This is a genomic window from Streptomyces sp. NPDC058619 (assembly GCF_042717785.1).
Taxonomy (GTDB): Bacteria; Actinomycetota; Actinomycetes; order Streptomycetales; family Streptomycetaceae; genus Streptomyces.
Genome location: NZ_JBHXQN010000032.1, coordinates 1 through 15,385, shown reverse-complemented (window position 1 = coordinate 15,385; position 15,385 = coordinate 1). Strand labels below are relative to the sequence as shown.

At 71.6% G+C, this 15,385-nt stretch carries 13 protein-coding genes; 5 read left to right on the top strand and 8 right to left on the bottom strand.

Going from position 1 to position 15,385, the window contains the following annotated elements:
* Positions 1–104: 104 nt before the first annotated feature.
* Both ACFWTC_RS26170 and ACFWTC_RS26165 read right to left on the bottom strand, forming a co-directional pair.
* Positions 105–1,520, bottom strand: a complete 1,416-nt coding sequence (locus ACFWTC_RS26170) for an NADH-ubiquinone oxidoreductase-F iron-sulfur binding region domain-containing protein (RefSeq protein WP_383931369.1) — start codon at positions 1,518–1,520, stop codon at positions 105–107.
* A gap of 29 nt (positions 1,521–1,549) precedes the next feature.
* Positions 1,550–2,464: a hypothetical protein gene (locus tag ACFWTC_RS26165; protein ID WP_384028713.1), complete on the bottom strand. Its 915-nt coding sequence runs from the start codon at positions 2,462–2,464 to the stop codon at positions 1,550–1,552.
* 563 nt (positions 2,465–3,027) lie between these two features.
* Here ACFWTC_RS26165 and ACFWTC_RS26160 point away from each other — a divergent pair.
* Positions 3,028–4,395: a PucR family transcriptional regulator gene (locus ACFWTC_RS26160; RefSeq protein WP_384074667.1), complete on the top strand. Its 1,368-nt coding sequence runs from the start codon at positions 3,028–3,030 to the stop codon at positions 4,393–4,395.
* Between the two features lie 127 nt (positions 4,396–4,522).
* Here ACFWTC_RS26160 and ACFWTC_RS26155 read toward each other — a convergent pair whose 3' ends face one another.
* The 5 genes from ACFWTC_RS26155 to ACFWTC_RS26135 all read right to left on the bottom strand — a co-directional run bounded on the left by ACFWTC_RS26155 (position 4,523) and on the right by ACFWTC_RS26135 (position 12,042).
* Entirely contained in the window at positions 4,523–5,341 is an 819-nt protein-coding gene (locus ACFWTC_RS26155) for an RNA polymerase sigma factor (RefSeq protein WP_383931360.1), read from the bottom strand.
* 164 nt (positions 5,342–5,505) lie between these two features.
* Positions 5,506–6,867, bottom strand: a complete 1,362-nt coding sequence (locus ACFWTC_RS26150) for a DUF1996 domain-containing protein (protein ID WP_383931357.1) — start codon at positions 6,865–6,867, stop codon at positions 5,506–5,508.
* 9 nt (positions 6,868–6,876) lie between these two features.
* On the bottom strand, positions 6,877–7,578 hold the full coding sequence (locus ACFWTC_RS26145; protein ID WP_383931354.1) for a DUF4142 domain-containing protein: 702 nt from the start codon (positions 7,576–7,578) through the stop codon (positions 6,877–6,879).
* Between the two features lie 415 nt (positions 7,579–7,993).
* Positions 7,994–9,139, bottom strand: a complete 1,146-nt coding sequence (locus ACFWTC_RS26140) for an ABC transporter substrate-binding protein (protein WP_384028710.1) — start codon at positions 9,137–9,139, stop codon at positions 7,994–7,996.
* Positions 9,140–9,258: 119 nt separating this feature from the next.
* Complete coding sequence (locus tag ACFWTC_RS26135; protein WP_383931348.1) at positions 9,259–12,042, bottom strand: SpoIIE family protein phosphatase; 2,784 nt, start codon at positions 12,040–12,042, stop codon at positions 9,259–9,261.
* 210 nt (positions 12,043–12,252) lie between these two features.
* Here ACFWTC_RS26135 and ACFWTC_RS26130 point away from each other — a divergent pair, with 210 nt between their 5' ends.
* Positions 12,253–13,353 (top strand): PP2C family protein-serine/threonine phosphatase, encoded by a 1,101-nt coding sequence (locus tag ACFWTC_RS26130; RefSeq protein WP_383931345.1) that lies wholly within the window; start codon positions 12,253–12,255, stop codon positions 13,351–13,353.
* A 75-nt stretch (positions 13,354–13,428) separates the two neighbouring features.
* Here ACFWTC_RS26130 and ACFWTC_RS26125 read toward each other — a convergent pair whose 3' ends face one another.
* Positions 13,429–14,226: a hypothetical protein gene (locus ACFWTC_RS26125; RefSeq protein WP_383931342.1), complete on the bottom strand. Its 798-nt coding sequence runs from the start codon at positions 14,224–14,226 to the stop codon at positions 13,429–13,431.
* Between the two features lie 4 nt (positions 14,227–14,230).
* Between ACFWTC_RS26125 and ACFWTC_RS26120 the strand changes: the two genes are divergently transcribed.
* From ACFWTC_RS26120 to ACFWTC_RS26110, 3 genes are all read left to right on the top strand, one after another.
* Positions 14,231–14,527, top strand: coding sequence for a winged helix-turn-helix domain-containing protein (locus tag ACFWTC_RS26120; protein ID WP_384028708.1), 297 nt, complete (start codon positions 14,231–14,233; stop codon positions 14,525–14,527).
* A gap of 411 nt (positions 14,528–14,938) precedes the next feature.
* Positions 14,939–15,112, top strand: a complete 174-nt coding sequence (locus ACFWTC_RS26115; RefSeq protein WP_383931336.1) for a hypothetical protein — start codon at positions 14,939–14,941, stop codon at positions 15,110–15,112.
* Between the two features lie 46 nt (positions 15,113–15,158).
* On the top strand, positions 15,159–15,308 hold the full coding sequence (locus tag ACFWTC_RS26110; protein WP_384028706.1) for a hypothetical protein: 150 nt from the start codon (positions 15,159–15,161) through the stop codon (positions 15,306–15,308).
* Positions 15,309–15,385 lie beyond the last annotated feature (77 nt).

Here is a 15,385-nt window from a genome sequence, read left to right as displayed (position 1 = left end):
CGCTCATTGATACGGGGCCCGAGTCGGCGGGAGTTCATATCCCAGGGAATTTGTCAGATCGCGCCAACATTGAACTCGCAAGCCGTCCGCGGCCGTTCACGGCGTCATTCCAGGATGCGCAGGGCGAGCGCCGGGCAGCGCCGCACGGCGCGCAGCGCCTTCGTCCGCAGCGGGCCCGGTACGGCCATGGACGCCTCGGCGGGATAGCCGTCCGCGTCGAGCCGCACCACGTCGGGGAGGATGTCCACGCACAGCCCGTGCCCCTTGCACAGCGTCCAGTCCACGACGAGCCGTTCGGGACTCTCGTCCTCGGGCAGCGGCAGCGCCCCCAGGACCCGCCTCCCGCACCCGCTGCCGAGTGCGTGGTCGCGGAACTCGTCGGGGAACGCGGAGAGGGCCGAGGCGACGAAGCGCGACGTGCCGTCGGGATGGCTGCACGCACCGCGCTTCATGACGCCCGCCATCCGGGTCTCCAGCATCTCCAGCGCCGCCCTGCCGCCTCCCCGCAGGGCCTCGTCCAGTACGTCGGCCAGCGCGGGCAGGCCCCGTACGCAGGGGCCGCACTGGCCCGCCGTCTCGTTCGCCATCCAGCGGGTGACCCGCGCCACCTCGCCCATCGGGCAGGTGTCCTCGGGCAGCGGGAGCACCGCTCCCGCGCCCAGTCTCGCGCCGAGGGACTCCAAGGACTCCCGGGAGATCTCGGCGGTGCGGGCGGATCCGGGGTCCAGCCACTTGCCGTGGTAGCCGCCGACGAGCACGCCCTGGCCGGGCGCGGTGCCGCACAGCTCCAGGACGTACGCCATCGAGGTCCCGGCAGGTACTTCGACGACCGTGGCGCCCGCGACCGTCAGCATGATGGTGCCGGGCTCCGACGGGAGCCCGACCGTCCGGAAGTCCAGCGCGCCGATCCGTGCGGCGAGGGCCAGCTGGGCGAAGGTCTCGGTGTTCGACAGCAGGGTGGGCACGCCGCCCAGTCCCCTCTCACTGGTCCGTACCTTCTGCCCGGAGGGGAGGGTCGGACCGCCGTTCAACCCGCTGATCATCGCGGTGCCCTCGCCCGTGACGAAGCGTTCGGGAAGCCGTCCCACGCGCACTCGGCGGCCGGACGGGCCGCGCTCCGCGATGGCCTCCCGCACCGACTGCTCCACGTCGTCCCGGGTGACGGCGACCACGACGTCCTCGGCGTCGAGCGCCGCTGCCGCCAGCAGGGCTCCGTCGATGACCAGGTGCGGGGCGTGCAGCAGCAGGGCCTTGTCCTTGAGGCAACTCGGCTCCCCCTCGCTCCCGTTGACGACGACCGCGGTCCGGCCGTCGCGGCCCCGGGCCGAGCGCATCACGGCGCGCAGCTTCCGGTGGAAGGGGAAGGCCGCCCCGCCGCGCCCCCGCAGGTCGATGTTGTCGGCGAGTTCGACGAGCTCGTCCGGGCGGTAGAGGGGGAGCGAACCGTGGGTCGTCAGGTGCGCGACCCGGTCGAGCCGCGGCACCTGGTCGAGTCCGGCCAGCAGCCGGGGAGCGCCCACACAGCCGAGGCTGGGGCGCGGACCGCCGCTCACAGCCACCGCTCGCGGGCGGCGAGGCGCTCGGCCGGAACGTCCTGCGCTCCGGAGGCCTGGTTCGGGATGTAGACGGTGGCGACGTACGGCGGGTTCGTGGCGACGTACGGGGAGTTCGTCGCGACGTACGCCGTGTTCGTGGCGACGAACGGCGGGTTCTCGGGCCGGGGCGGCGGCGGGGCGGGCTGCGGGGTCGGCCCGTCGGCACCGCGCTCCGGACGGGTCCGTGCGAAGGAGGCCTGCCTCAGCCGCGTGGGCGCGATGCCCGGCTGCGCCGGCGGCCGGGAACCCGTGCCGTCCATGCGGGCCTTGATGCGCAGTGCGACGAGGGTGGCGACGCCGATCAGGCACAGGGCGTAGGCCACCGTCACCCAGCCGCTGGCCGAGCGGCCGGACTTCAGCCCGTGGACCAGGGAGGCGCCCCAGGCCGGGTAGGCCCCGAAGTGCAGGACCCGCCACCACAGCGAGCGGGTCTTGGTGGCGAACACGCTGCGCAGCGCGCCGGACACCGCCACGGACACGAACAGGTAGCCGGCCAGGGTGCCGAGGCCGATGAGCACCGGTTGGTCCACGTCGGTGAAGGGGAGGGCCGCCGCCGTGGCGGTGGTCTGTGACTTTGCGACCTTGACCCAGATGTGCAGGGCCAGGAAGCCCAGTCCGGACACGGCCAGGCCCCGGTGCACGCCCTGGGCGATCAGCCGGTGGCCCGAGCCGAGCAGGGTGCGGTCGGTGGCCACCAGTCCCCACAGGACGGTGGAGGTGAGCGAGACGAGCGAGAGGACGCCCGCTCCGAAGTCGAGGAAGTCCCACAGCTGGGTCAGCGCGCCCGCGCGGGCGGCGATGACGAGGGTGACGACGGCCGCGCCGGCGGCGGCGGCCACACCGGGCCGCAGCCGTCCGGACGCGGGCAAGAGGGAGGGTCGCCGAACGGCCCGCCTGCCGGCGGCCGGAGCCGTCGCCGCAGCGTGGCGGCTCCGGGAGCGGGCTCTGTGCGAGCGTGGCATGTGGGGCTGGGACAGGGGCATCCAGATCTCCTGTGCGCCTGGGATCCGAGCACTCCACCGGCGCTCGGCACCCGGGGGTCGTGGTCGGTAGTGCCCGGCAGCGCTGTGAACTCCTGCGCCGGCCGAGGAGCTAGGGGCCGGAGTGCAGAAGCATCGTGGAGCGGTCAGGCGGCACCACGGGATTTATCGAAACGTGATAATTTCTCGCACCGCGTCTCCGGGGCATCGAACAACACCGGAAGATTCCCCTCCAGCGGAGGTTGTGACAGGCCCCCGCACCGCCCGCCATCTACGCGTACTCGTCGGTAAAGACACGGCAAAGTCGCGGGACCGCAGATGGCCGGACCCCTCTAGGAGGGAGTACGAGGGCCTCAAGTCTCCATGTCAGACGCCACTGTTGACAAGGAGTCAACCTCGGCGGGCTTGCCGCACTCCGGGCAGGCCTCACCCCGGCACGAACGAGGAAAACGATGTGCGAACTTCTGAACCGCATCTGGTCCCGCCCAAGAGGCGAGTGGACCCGCGTCCTGCGCAGGGAACTTCCCACGCTGGCCGCCGAGATAGTGGAGGAGCTTCTGCATGGAATTCCGGGACTTTCCACTCTGGTCTATGACAACGATGCCCTCGACGACGAACTGCTCAGACAGTGCGTGGAGGAGGCGCTGCTGAACGCCCTCGGCTATCGCGACGCCCAGCCCCAGACACATGCCCAGTCCCCTTCCCCGACCCACCCGCCGGCGCGGCCCGCAGTGCCGCGCCTGTCCAAGGTGCCGTCGCAGGTACGACCGCGGATCGCGGACGTGAAGGACAGGGACAGGGACAAGGAGAAGGACAAGGACAAGGACAAGGACAAGGACAAGAAGGAGGATCGACACGACGGTCGGCAGACCGTTCTGGAACACACCCGCGCAGACACCCGTGACCGTTCCCGGGAACACAGCCGCGAGGACGGACCCGGCGGCGGGCACGGACCCGGCGGGCACGGAGCCGGCAGCGGCCACGGAGACCCGCGCGGCGACCGGCCGGAGCCGGCCACCGTGCCCGACGGGGCGCGCCAGGAACTCTTCAAGGCCCTCACCGACGACCGGCAGGCGTCCGAGAGTTCCCTGGGCGAGCTCGCCGAGGCGGCCGGCTGGCCCCTCCCGCCCGCCGTGCGCGCCGTGGCGCTCGCCGCTCCCGGCGACGCCCAGCAGCTCGCGGCCGTACTGGACGACACGCTCGCCGGCATGTTCGCGGGCCGCCCCTGCCTGCTCGTCCCCAGCGCCGACACCGATACCAGGGCCCCGCTGGAACTGCCCCTGCGCGGCCGCTTCGCCGCGGTCGGCCACGCCGTACCGTTGCGCGACACGGCGTCCTCGCTGCGCTGGGCGGTGCGTCTGCTCGCCCTGACCCCCAACCGAGGAGGGCTGGACGCGCGGCCCGTCTTCGTCGACGACCACCTCTCCACCCTGCTCCTCCTCCAGGACGAGCCGCTGGCCCACGCCCTCGCCGCCCGCTGGCTGCGGCCGCTCGCGGACCTCACCCCGCGCCAGAGCGAGCGGCTGGAGGTGACGCTGCTCGCCTGGCTGGAGGGGGGCGGCGCCCCCGAGGCGGCGAAGGCGCTGAGCGTGCACCCGCAGACCGTGCGCTACCGCATGCGCCAGCTGGAGAAGCTCTTCGGTACCGGCCTGCGGGACCCGCGCACCCGCTTCGAGCTGGAGATGGCGCTGCGCAGCCGCCGGCTGATGGCCCAGGTGCGGCGCCAGCACTCGCGGGTGGGCCGCCGGGCGGCCCGTGTGGTCACCGCCGACTTCCCGGCCCTGGCCGTCGGGAGGATGGCCCGCGTCAACGGCCTCTGACCCGCGGCGCGGCCGCGCCCGTACGAAAGGAAGGGCCCCGGCCCGGACCCGTCTCAGCGGGGTCCGGGCCGGGGCCCTTCGTACGGGGGACGGCCGCTTCGGAGCCGGGGCGAGCGCCCGACGGCTCCTAGCGTGCGGCGAGGGGGGCGGACACCGCCCCGCGCATCGTCGCGTTGAGGTCCAGGAGTTCCGTGTAGGCCCGGGCGCAGCCGCCGCACCCGGACAGGTGGCGGGCGAGCTCGCGGGACAGGTGCGCACCGCCCCGGCGGACGGCGGGGCCGAGCCGGCCGGCGTAGTGGCGGCACCGGCCGTCGGCGGCGGCTTCCACGTGGGCGCGCAGGTACGCCTCCCGCAGTCCCTCCCGGGCCCGGAACGCCAAAGAGGTCACCGCGCTGGGCGTGATGCCCAGCAGCGCGGCGACCTGGTGCGGGGAGACCCCCTCGACGAGCGTGTGCCACAGTACGGTCCGCCATCGCTCCGGCAGCCCGGCGAACGAGCGGGCGACGAGCCGGCGGTCCTCGCCCGCCACCCACTGCTGTTGCGGGTCGCCGCCGACCGGGCCCGGCTGGCGCCAGGTGTCGAAATCGGAGGTCAGCAGGGTCCGGCCGGCGCCGTCCCGCCACTGGATGGCCGTGTGCCGGACGACGGACAGCAGGTACGAGCGCCACGGACCCCGCGGTCCCGCGCCCGCCCGGACCGCCTGGAAGGTCCGCAGGAAGGCCTCCGACACCAGGTCCTCCGCGTCCTGCGGAGACCGGCAGCAGGTACGGGCGTACGCCAGGGCGGCCCGCCGGTGGCGCCGGTAGAGCAGGGCGCAGACCGCCGGGTCCGCCTCGCCCGCGCCGTACCCGCGGCGCAGCAGCAGCGTCAGTTCCGCGTCGGAGGGCGGGGGCGCGGCCCCGCCCGGGGTCCGCGGGCCGGCCGCGCTGTCACGAGAGCCTGACATGCCACTCCTCGGAGGTCGGGACCCGGCGGGACCGGGGGCCGCGGGGGCGGTGCAGGCCCGGAGCCGGCTCCGGACCGACACCCATCCCGGACCGGGCGCGATCGTGGGGGGAGGGGGGCGACCGGCCCGGGAGCAGGGGACCGCGCGGTGCGCGGTGCGGGGTGTCAGCGGCAGACGCGACCGCCGTTGATGCAGTTCACCGCCTTGTTCATCAGCCCGTTCGACATCACGTTGATGAAGTCGCCGTGGTCGGTCACCGGCTTGTGGAGCTGCTCGGGGAAGCTGTCGACCGCGAACCGGGCACCCGGTGCGACGCCGTACGTGATCCGCTGCACCAGCTGCGGGATGGCGGTGAACCCGTTCGGGCAGCGTCCGGCCTTGTCCGGGAAGGCCACGTGGGTCCGGTGGTTGGCGCTGTCGGCGTTCTTGCCGTCCCAGCAGCTCTGGAAGGTGAAGGTGCGGACCACGTCGCTGCCCTTGGGGCAGATCGGGTACTTGTCCTTCAGCTGGCGGTTCTCGAAGCCGGTGCAGCTCCACGAGGCGTTGGCGTTGGCGGTGCCGTTGGTGAAGGCCTTGGCGTCACCCGTGATGACGCGCAGGAACCGGGGCATGGTCTTGACCTGGCCGACCGGGCTGCCCTTGAAGGTCATCGTCACCTGCTTCGGCTGCAGGATCGTGCCGACGTTGCCGTCCTGGCCGCCGCCGGGAGCCTGGGCGTCCCGCTCCGCCTTGCCGTCGCGCAGCCGCAGGACCGGCCAGTAGTAGGTGGACTGGTCTCCGTTGGTGCAGGTGGTGCCGGAGGCGGCGAGGCTGTTGTTGGTGGAGAACGCGTCGGTGGTCTTGTTGCCCACGTAGTCGTGCATGTGGTGCGCGCCGTTGGAGACGCCGGGGGCGACGATCACGTTGTCCGGGTTGAAGTGCTTCTCCTCGTTCCGCCCGCAACTGGAGCTGAAGGAGCCTTTGGAGGCGCCGGACTGGGCCGCGGGGGTGCGCACGTTCGGCCGTACCTTGCTGATGTTGACGAAGTCGCTCTGGGCCGGGCCGCCCTTCTGGCCGATGCTCTTGGCGGCGCTCGCGTCGGCCGCCTGGTTGGCGTCGGCCGGGGCCTGCTTCATCTCGCAGCCGCTGAGCGCCTTCAGTTCCTCGGGCTTCTGCGCGCCGTTGTCGCCGATCGCCCCGGCCACCTTCTCGATGGTCTTGCCGCGCTGGTCGCGCAGCTCCCCGAGGAGGGCGTCCCCCTTGGCCTGGCCCGCGGCGAGCCGCTTGTAGGCGTCGGCCACCTGGGCGTCGAGCTCGGCGAGGTTCTCGCCCACCTGCACCTTCGCCTGCTCGGGGACCGCGGTGAGCTTGTCGCCGACGTCGGGGCAGTCGATGGTGGCGACGGACTTGCCCCCGCGGTTGTCGTCCTGGCCGGCGGAGGCGTTGCCTGCGACGACGGCGACTCCGCCACCGCCCAGTACCAGAGCGGAGACCACGGCGAGGAGCTTGTTCGAGATCCGGGGGCGTTTGTGGCCTTTTTGGCTCATGTGATCACTTCACTTCGTCGATCGGACATCGGAGGGGAGTGCGGGGGCGCCCAGGAGGGCGACGGGCTTGGGGGAGGGGGGCGCGGGCTGGTCGGACAGGGTGTCGAAGTCGACGAGCCCGCTCGCCTCCAGCACCGAGATGTGGTCCAGGACGGTGGCGTTGGCGGACGTGGCGAGGGCGCGGACCATGGAGTTGCGGGTCTGGGCCCGGATGCTGGCCACGAGCGCGAAGACCTTGCCGTGCGCCCGGCGCAGGAGCTGGACGAACAGCCGCTCGTACTGCTCCCCTTGACCGGCGGCCGTCATCTGCGCGAGCCAGTCCTGCTGTTGCGCGGAAGGCTGGTCGGGCAGCGCGACGCCGAGTGCCTGGCCGACCTGGATGACCTGCCGGTCCAGTTCCGTGTGGCCGTCGACCAGGTGGTCTCCCGCCGTGCGGATGGAGGGGCGGGTACCGCGCTGCTGGGCCTGCTTGCCGGCAGGCAGTTCCCACAGTCCGGCCAGGCGCACCTTCCGTATGAAGTCGCGGTCCGCCGGGGTCAGCGGCCCGTACGCCGTACTCATGATCCCGGCGCCGTCGTCGTCGCCGGCCGGTCCCGCCGCCGAGGCGGAGGCGCGGCCGCCGAAGCTCTCCACGGGGATCAGCAACGCGATCAGCGTGACGGCGAGGGCGGCGATGACGACACCGCTTCCGATCGTGTATCTCGTGGCCACCGACAAGCCGCTGGCGGATCGCCGCCGGAATGACAGCACTGTGCCTCCTTGCTCAGGGCCGGGAGGGGTGCGGGGGCTGGAGGTTCCGCACGTGCCGTGCGGTGCACGCCCGCATTCCCGGGGTGCCACGGGACGCTAGTGCCCCATGTGGTGCCGTCACTGCCGGACCATCACCATTGGATAAACATCCGGGCAAGTACCCGGAAGGCTGGTACCTTGCCGCGTTCCCCACCGGAACCGAACCCCGCTTTCCGCGCCCCCGGACGCGGGCCGGGGGCGCGGGGCAGGGCGCGGCCGTGGGCGTCGTACCCCATCGCTGTCCGGGACCCCAGCCCAGCCGCCGCCCGCCCCGGACCCGGCGGGCAAAACGGGCACGGGGCGCCAGGGTGTCCTTTGGACACGACGTTCTCGGTCCTCAGCCCGAGACGGCCTCGGCCCAGCCGCGGTTGACGGCCTCTCTGGCCTTCTCCGTCTGCGCCTCCGTCGGAAACGTCGGCGTGCCCTCGACCGTCGGCAGTTTCTCGGCGGCGGTCTTGTCGAGGGTTCCGTCCTTCTCCATGGCATCCACGAGGACGGGGCGTGCATAGGCGCCGAGCCTGAGGTTCTGGCCTTCCGGGCTGAAGACGTACTCCTGCCACAGACGTGCCGCCGCGGGGTGCGGGGCGTCCTTGTTCACCCCGTTCGCGTAGTACTCGGCGAAGCTGCCGTCGAAGGGGATGGCGGTCCGCCAGTCGACGTCCGCGCCCTTCTCACGGAATTCGTCGGCGTATCCGAGGTTGAGGAAGTCCCAGTCGATGCTGATCGGGGTCCGGCCCTTCGTGATCGTGGCCGGTGAGGATTCGACCGGGATGTAGTTGCCGTTCCTGCTGAGCTCGGCGAAGAAGTCGAGACCGGGCTGGATGTCGTCGAAGGAACCCCCGTTCGCCAGGGCCGCCGCATAGACTCCGGCGAAGGCGGAGCCGGATTTGGTGGGGTCGCCGTTGAGCGCGACCTGGCCCTTGTACTCGGGCTTGCGCAGATCGGCGAAGGTCGCGGGGCAGGTCTTGACGCGCTTGGCGTCGCAGCCGATCGAGATGTAGCCGCCGTAGTTGTTGTACCAGCGGGCCTTCGGGTCCTTCTGTTCCTCGGGGATCCGGTCGAACGCGGCGACCTTGTACGGAGCGAGCAGGCCCTGCCGGGCCGCAGACTGCGCGAACGATCCCCCGACGTCGATCACGTCGGGGGCACGGCCGTCGCTTCTGTGCTCGTTGAGGGCGTTGATCTCGTCCTGGCTGGTGCCTTCCGGGTTCTCCACCATGACCGTGATCCCGTACTTCTTCTCGAAGCCGTCGATCAGTGCGCCGTAGTTGGCCCAGTCCCTCGGGAGCGCGATCGTGTTGAGCGAGCCCTCCTTCTTCGCCGCTGCGGTCAGTGCCGCCGTGCCGCCGGCGTCCGCGGCCGAGGTGGCCACCGCGGGCGCTCTGGGCGCGGCAGTGGGCTTGTCTCCGCAGGCGGCGAGGGGCGCCGCCACGAGGGCCAGGCAGGCGGCGACAGAGGCTGTCCGGAGACGGGGTGTGGGCACAAAGGCTCCATAACGGTCGCGTACTGATCGAGGCCAGCGTACGTTCGGCCGCCTCGCCCGCGCAGTCCCAGACCGTGGTGTTCGCTGTCTTCCTGCGGCTGCCGTACCGGCGCGCACGTTTAGAACCCCTCGTCGGCCCACCCGGCCAGGAGGGCCTCCCCGAGGTCCGTCGCGGGCGGCGCGGCCCCGTCGTGGAGGACCTGCTCGCTCCAGATGATCTTCCCGCGGGCGGTGTAGCGGGTGCCCCAGCGCTCGGCGAACTGCGCGACGAGGAACAGGCCGCGGCCGCCCTCGTCGGTGGCCTCGGCCCGGCGCAGGTGCGGGGAGGTGCTGGACCCGTCGGAGACCTCGCAGATCAGGCTGCGGTCGTGCAGCAGCCTCACCCGGATGGGCTCGGTGCCGTAGCGGATGGCATTGGTGATCAGCTCGCTGAGGATGAGTTCCGTGGTGAAGGCGATGTCCTCCAGGCCCCAGTCCGCCAGTCGGCGGGCGCACGCGTTGCGCACCGGGGACACCGCCGCGGGCTCGGGTTGCACGTCCCACTCGGCGATCCGCGAGGGGTCCAGCAGGCGGGTGCGGGCCACCAGCAGCGCGACGTCGTCGCCGGGTTTGGTGTCCAGCATCGTGTCGATCACCGCGGTGCAGGTTTCCTCCGGGGTGCGGGCGGGCCCGGCCAGGGCGGCGCGCAGCGCTGCCAGGCCCGCGTCCGGATCGCGGTCGCGGCTCTCGATGAGCCCGTCGGTGAAGAGCGCCAGCCGAGAGCCTTCGGGGAGGGTGACCGTCACGGTCTCCATCGGCAGACCCGCGCCCAGGCCCAGCGGCGGGGAGACGGGCACCTCGGGGAAGGACACGGTTCCGTCGGGGCGGACCAGAGCGGGTCCAGGATGCCCGGCGGTGGCGGCCGTCACCTGCCCGGAGACGGGATCGTAGATGGCGCACAGGCAGGTGGCCCCGGTGATCCCCTGCCACTCCTGCTGGTCGGTGTCGATGTGGGTGACCAGCTCGTCCAGGTGGCTCAGTAGTTCGTCCGGGGGCAGGTCGAGGGTGGAGAAGTTGTACACGGCGGTGCGCAGGCGGCCCATGGTGGCGGCGGCGTGGAGACCGTGGCCGACGACGTCGCCGACCACCAGGGCCACGCGGGCGCCGGGCAGCGCGATGACATCGAACCAGTCACCGCCCACACCGGCCCGGGCGGGCAGGTAGCGGTGCGCGACCTCGACGGCGGACTGCTCCGGTACACCCCGGGGCAGCAGGCTGCGCTGCAGGGTGACGGCCATGTTGTGCTCGTGGGTGTAGCGGCGGGCATTGTCGATGGACAGAGCCGCCCGGGCGGTCAGCTCCTCCGCGAAGGACACGTCCTCCTCGTCGAACGGCGGGGAGTCCTGCTCCCGCCAGTAGCCCGCCATCCCCAGCACCACGCCCCGGGCCCGCAGGGGAACGACGATCAGGGAGTGGATGCCGCGCTCCAGGATCTGCAGGGCGTTGACCTGGTTCTGGGCCCGCCAGCGGTGGGTGGTGCGCAGGTCCGCCTCCAGGACCGCACGGCCGCCTGCCAGCCCGACGGCCATCGGACCGGTGGGAGCGAACCGGATCAGCTCGCCGACGGGGGAGAGCGGATGGTCGCCCTGTAGGCCGACGACGGCGGTGCGGCGCATCTCGGTGACCGCCTCGGGCGGCTCCTCGCCGCGCAACACCCGGTCCAGCAGGTCGACCGTGACCACGTCGGCGAACCGCGGGACCGCCACCTCTGCCAGTTCCTCCGCGGTGCGCTCCACGTTCAGCGTCGTTCCGACCTGCACCCCCGCGTCGTAGAGCAGCTTCAGCCGCTCGCGGGCCACCTCGGCCCTGCCGGAGAGGGCCCGCAGCTCGGTGGTGTCCCGCAGCGTGACGACGGTCCCGGCCTTCCCGTAGGGGGCGGTGGGCCGGATGTTCACCGCCAGCAGCCGATCGGCTGCCATGTGCAGCTCGTCGGTCGCGGAACGGCCCGATGCGATCGGACCGGCGATCCCCTCCTCCAGACCCAGGTCCGTGACGGGGAGCCCTTCCGCGTCCACCGGCAGATCCAGCAACCGCCGCGCCTCGTCATTGGCCAGCAGCAACCGCCCACCGCCGCCGACGATCAGTACGCCCTCTCGCACGGCGTGCAGCACCGCGTCGTGGTGCTCGTACATCCTCGTCATCTCGGCCGGTCCCAGGCCATGGGTCCGGCGCAGCAGCCGTCGGCTCACCAGAGCGGTTCCGCCGGCGGACAGGGCGAGCACCGCGGCTGCGCTGCCGGCGACGACCGGCAGCTGCCGGTTCACCATGCTCTGGACGTTCTGGACCGTGACCGGGGAGGAGACGACGGCGATGACGCGGCCGTCGGAGTCCTTGACCGGGACCACCGAGACCACGGACTGGCCCAGGGACCCTTCGAACGTCTCGGTGAAGGACGTGCCGGCCGCCGCCTTGGAGAAGGGGCCGACGACGCGCTTCCCGATCTGTCGAGGGTCGCTGTGGGTGAGGGTGACTCCGTCGAGTGAGTATACGTTGATGCCATCGACCCCGGCGATCTTCCGGGCCGCCTCGGCGCTCGGCTGCAACACCGCGCTCGGATGGGGGCTGCGCAGGGCCGCGGCGATGCCCGGAGATTCCGCGAACGTTCCGGCGGCGGCGAGCGTACGGTTCCGGGCGTCCGACATGGCGGCGCTCCGGGCCTGCACCACGAGCGCCGCCACCGCAGCGGTGACGAGAAGCACCACGACGGCCAGCTGCAGGAGGAACACCTCGCCGGCCACGCTGCGCACGCTCAGCAGGGAGGACAGGCGCTGCGGCCGCCGCGACGCCCTCTTCCTGGGGGAAGGGGAAGAGCTCGTGGTCGAGTCGAGCAGCCAACGCCGGACATGTCCAAGAAGGTCGCTCATACTTCATTTTCTAACCTCTGCGGGTCATCGGCAGCGGGGAGCGACGGGCGCCCGGCAGCAGCGATCCCGGCGCCCACGGGGATCGGTGCACTGCAGTGGCGGCCATGCGGGGGGGCGAGGCAGTCTGTACTCATGAGAGCGCCTTTGCGCTCGCCCCCTGGACCGGGAGCCGGCGGCCACCACCAGGTCCTTTTCGCCCTAGCGGAGTGCGTGCCCTTCGTGATCGCCCTGCTGGTGCTCCTCGTCGAGCTCACGCCGGCGCACGTCGTGTACACCGGCCCCCTGCTGGTCGCTACACCCGCTCTGGCGGCGGTGACGATGGGCCCCCGGGGCACGCTCGCGGCGACGGGAGTGGCCGTCGGCGTCAGTGTGACCACCGCCACCTACAACCACGCCTGGGGTGGTCAGCAGGTCTACACGAACTTCCTCGCCCTGTTCCTGGTCTCGGCGGCGAGCTTCATGACGAGCCGCGCCGCGCGCACGCGCCAGGAGAACGAGCTCAACCAGGTCCGCCGGATCGCCAAGGCCGCCCAAGAGGTCCTGCTGCGGCCGGTGCCGGACCGGCTGGGCCCCGTACGGGCGGCCAGCATGTACCTGGCGGCAGAGACGGGGGCGCAGATCGGCGGCGATCTGTACGACGTGGTCCAGACCCGGTACGGGGTCCGGATGATCGTCGGGGATGTCCGGGGCAAGGGACTGCCCGCCGTACGGGCCGCCGCGGTCGTGCTGGGCGCATTCCGGGAGGCCGTGCACTACGAGGACGACCTTGTGGAGGTGATCAACCACTGCGGAGCGGCCCTGCGGCGGGACGCCGTCGTCGGGGGCGCGGGCGCGGCCGACGGTAACGACGCCCTTCTCGAGGGATTCGTCACCGCGCTCGTGGCTCAGATTCCCGACAGCCCTCACGTCGAGGTGATCAACCGGGGCCATCCGCCGCCGCTGCTGCTGCGCAACGGCGCGGTCCGGTCCTTGCTGCCCACCGCCCCCCTGCCGCCGCTCGGTCTCGAGGAATTCATCAACGGCCCTCCCGGACGCACGGACCGTTATCCGTTCGCACCGGGGGACCGGCTGCTGTTGTGTACCGACGGTGTCATCGAGGCTCGCGACCGGGACAACACCTTCTTCGACCTGCCCGAGGCCATGGTGACCATGCGCGACCACACCCGGCAGGCGTTCCTGGACGGCCTGCGCGAGGCATTGCTCCGCCACACTCAGAGCCGCCTGGCGGACGACGTGGCGGTCGTCCTCCTCGACCGGCGCGAAGACGAGGAACACGGGTCGACCGGCGGGCCGGCCCGGGGTCCGCGGTAGGCCCCGTGGTCACGCGCCGGCCAGGGCGCGCCTGGCGCCGGTTGCCCGGTTCGAGGGCGGCCGGTCCGGGGGAGGTCAGTTGGTCAGCCCGCCTGCGGCAAGCCGATCCCTCATGCCGCTCACCAAACCCTTGCCCGAACAGTCACCTGCGGTGAGCAGCTCTTCGAAGGCCCGGAGACGACGGAACGTGTCGGCGTACACGGTCTGCTTCTCCAGGGGAAGCTGGAGCACCTGGAGACGCCGGATGTCGACCCTGGACGAACTGGAGGCGTGGGTGCCTGCCTGGCGCCCGTTGGCCGGCGCGCACAGACAGCCGGCGAGGAAGTGGGCTTCCAGCTTCTTCCCATCCACCCGCACGATGGAGAGCTGAGGGCCCAGGGCCATAGGCGGTCCTTCGTGGACCCACGCCTTGAAGGCTCGAGCCACCCCGGCGACCACGACGTCGCCCTCCTCGGCGATGGCCGGAGCCGAGCCGGTGGGGACCACCCCGCTGGGAGTGCCGTCGTGCAGTAGGTCGGCGATGGTGAGGAGCGGAACGGCGGCCCCGCGACCCGTCGCGGCAGACTCCGGCGGCTGCTGGCCGGCGCGCAGTGTCAGTGCCCCGGCTTTGACGAGGTCCCCCACCGTCGTCGTGGTCTGTGACGTCCCGGCTTCGAAGTCGAGTGCGGACAGACGCCGCGCATGATCGGCCAGATCGGTCAACAACGACCCGAACTCGTCCCACCTGCCGACGAGTTCTTCACGCCAGGGTTCGGACGTCGCCGCGGTGTAGCGCCCCGGAGTGACGTCCACCTCGTCGTCGAGAAGGTCGAGGAGGGGGACACGCACGGCGCCCTTCGGCGGCTCTTGGTCCAATTGGTCGAGGGTCGCCATCGCGGTGAGTACGAACGAACCGAGGCCGTCCCAGTCGGGGCCCGGCTCGCGCGTCCCCGACCACGAGGAGGAACTCGGCAAGGGCCCGTCAGCACACGGCTTCGAGGATGAACGGTGGACTCTTGTCAGGGTCCAGACGGTGATCCGCCGCCGCCGGCTGCGCCTGAGCCTGTCGGTAGCGACGGTATGGCGGCTGCTGAAACGGCACGACTGGTCCTGGCAGGCACCCGCCCGCATAGCACTCGAACGCGACGAGCAAGCGGTGGAGTTGTGGAAGATGGAGGTGTGGCCAAAGGTGTAAGCCTCGCGGTGGCGTGTGGGGGCTGGATCGTCTTCGAGACGAGGCCGGATTCTCCATGACGCCGCCCCGCGCCCGCACCTGGGGCCGGTGACCTACCAGTTCACCACCTAGCCTGTCAGTGCCGTGATGAACACAGTCAAGGGAACTGGTACCGAGATCTCAGCCGCGATATCCGTCGGTACAACGGTGTCTCCACGCTCGCCGAGTACAGCGCGGCCGTCACAGCACACCCTGCCGAGCGCGGCCACTCGGCGCGAGAAACTCGCCCGGCCCAGCCCCAGGTCGACATGCTTCACGTTCCAGAACCCGCCGGGAGTAGGCCTGACAGCCCCTCTGTCGGCCCGGCGACCAACGATGCGGCCGTGATCCTTTTGATGTGGCTGGCAGAGCGAGTCGCCCGCCACCGACTACGTGAGCATCGCCGAATTTGCGGAGCGGGACAGCCCGGCGTATCCGTCAGCAGTCGCGGCGGCCGAATTGCTCAAAGGGAGAGGGCAGATCTACCTCATTCCGACCATGCGCAGCACGGTCACACTCCAACTCACCGCGCTGGGGCTGCTGGAGGGAGGGCGGCATCGCTCGTGACCGCCGCCACGCAGGGGATCGCCACGACCACGCCTTCAACGAACTCGTGACCAGGGCATGGGGGTCGCCCCGTGCGGAACTCGACTTCAAACGGTTCGTGGCCACCACGTACTACCTGGGCGACCTCCCCAACGTCGACACGGTCATCGACGCGGCCCGGGATCTCGCAACTCACGGGCTAAGGCTTGTCCCGTAAATGATCTACGAGTCGCCTCGGGCGTGGTTGGCCGTGTGGCGGTCCGCTCGCCTATCCGGCGAGGGCGAGGTTGTGCA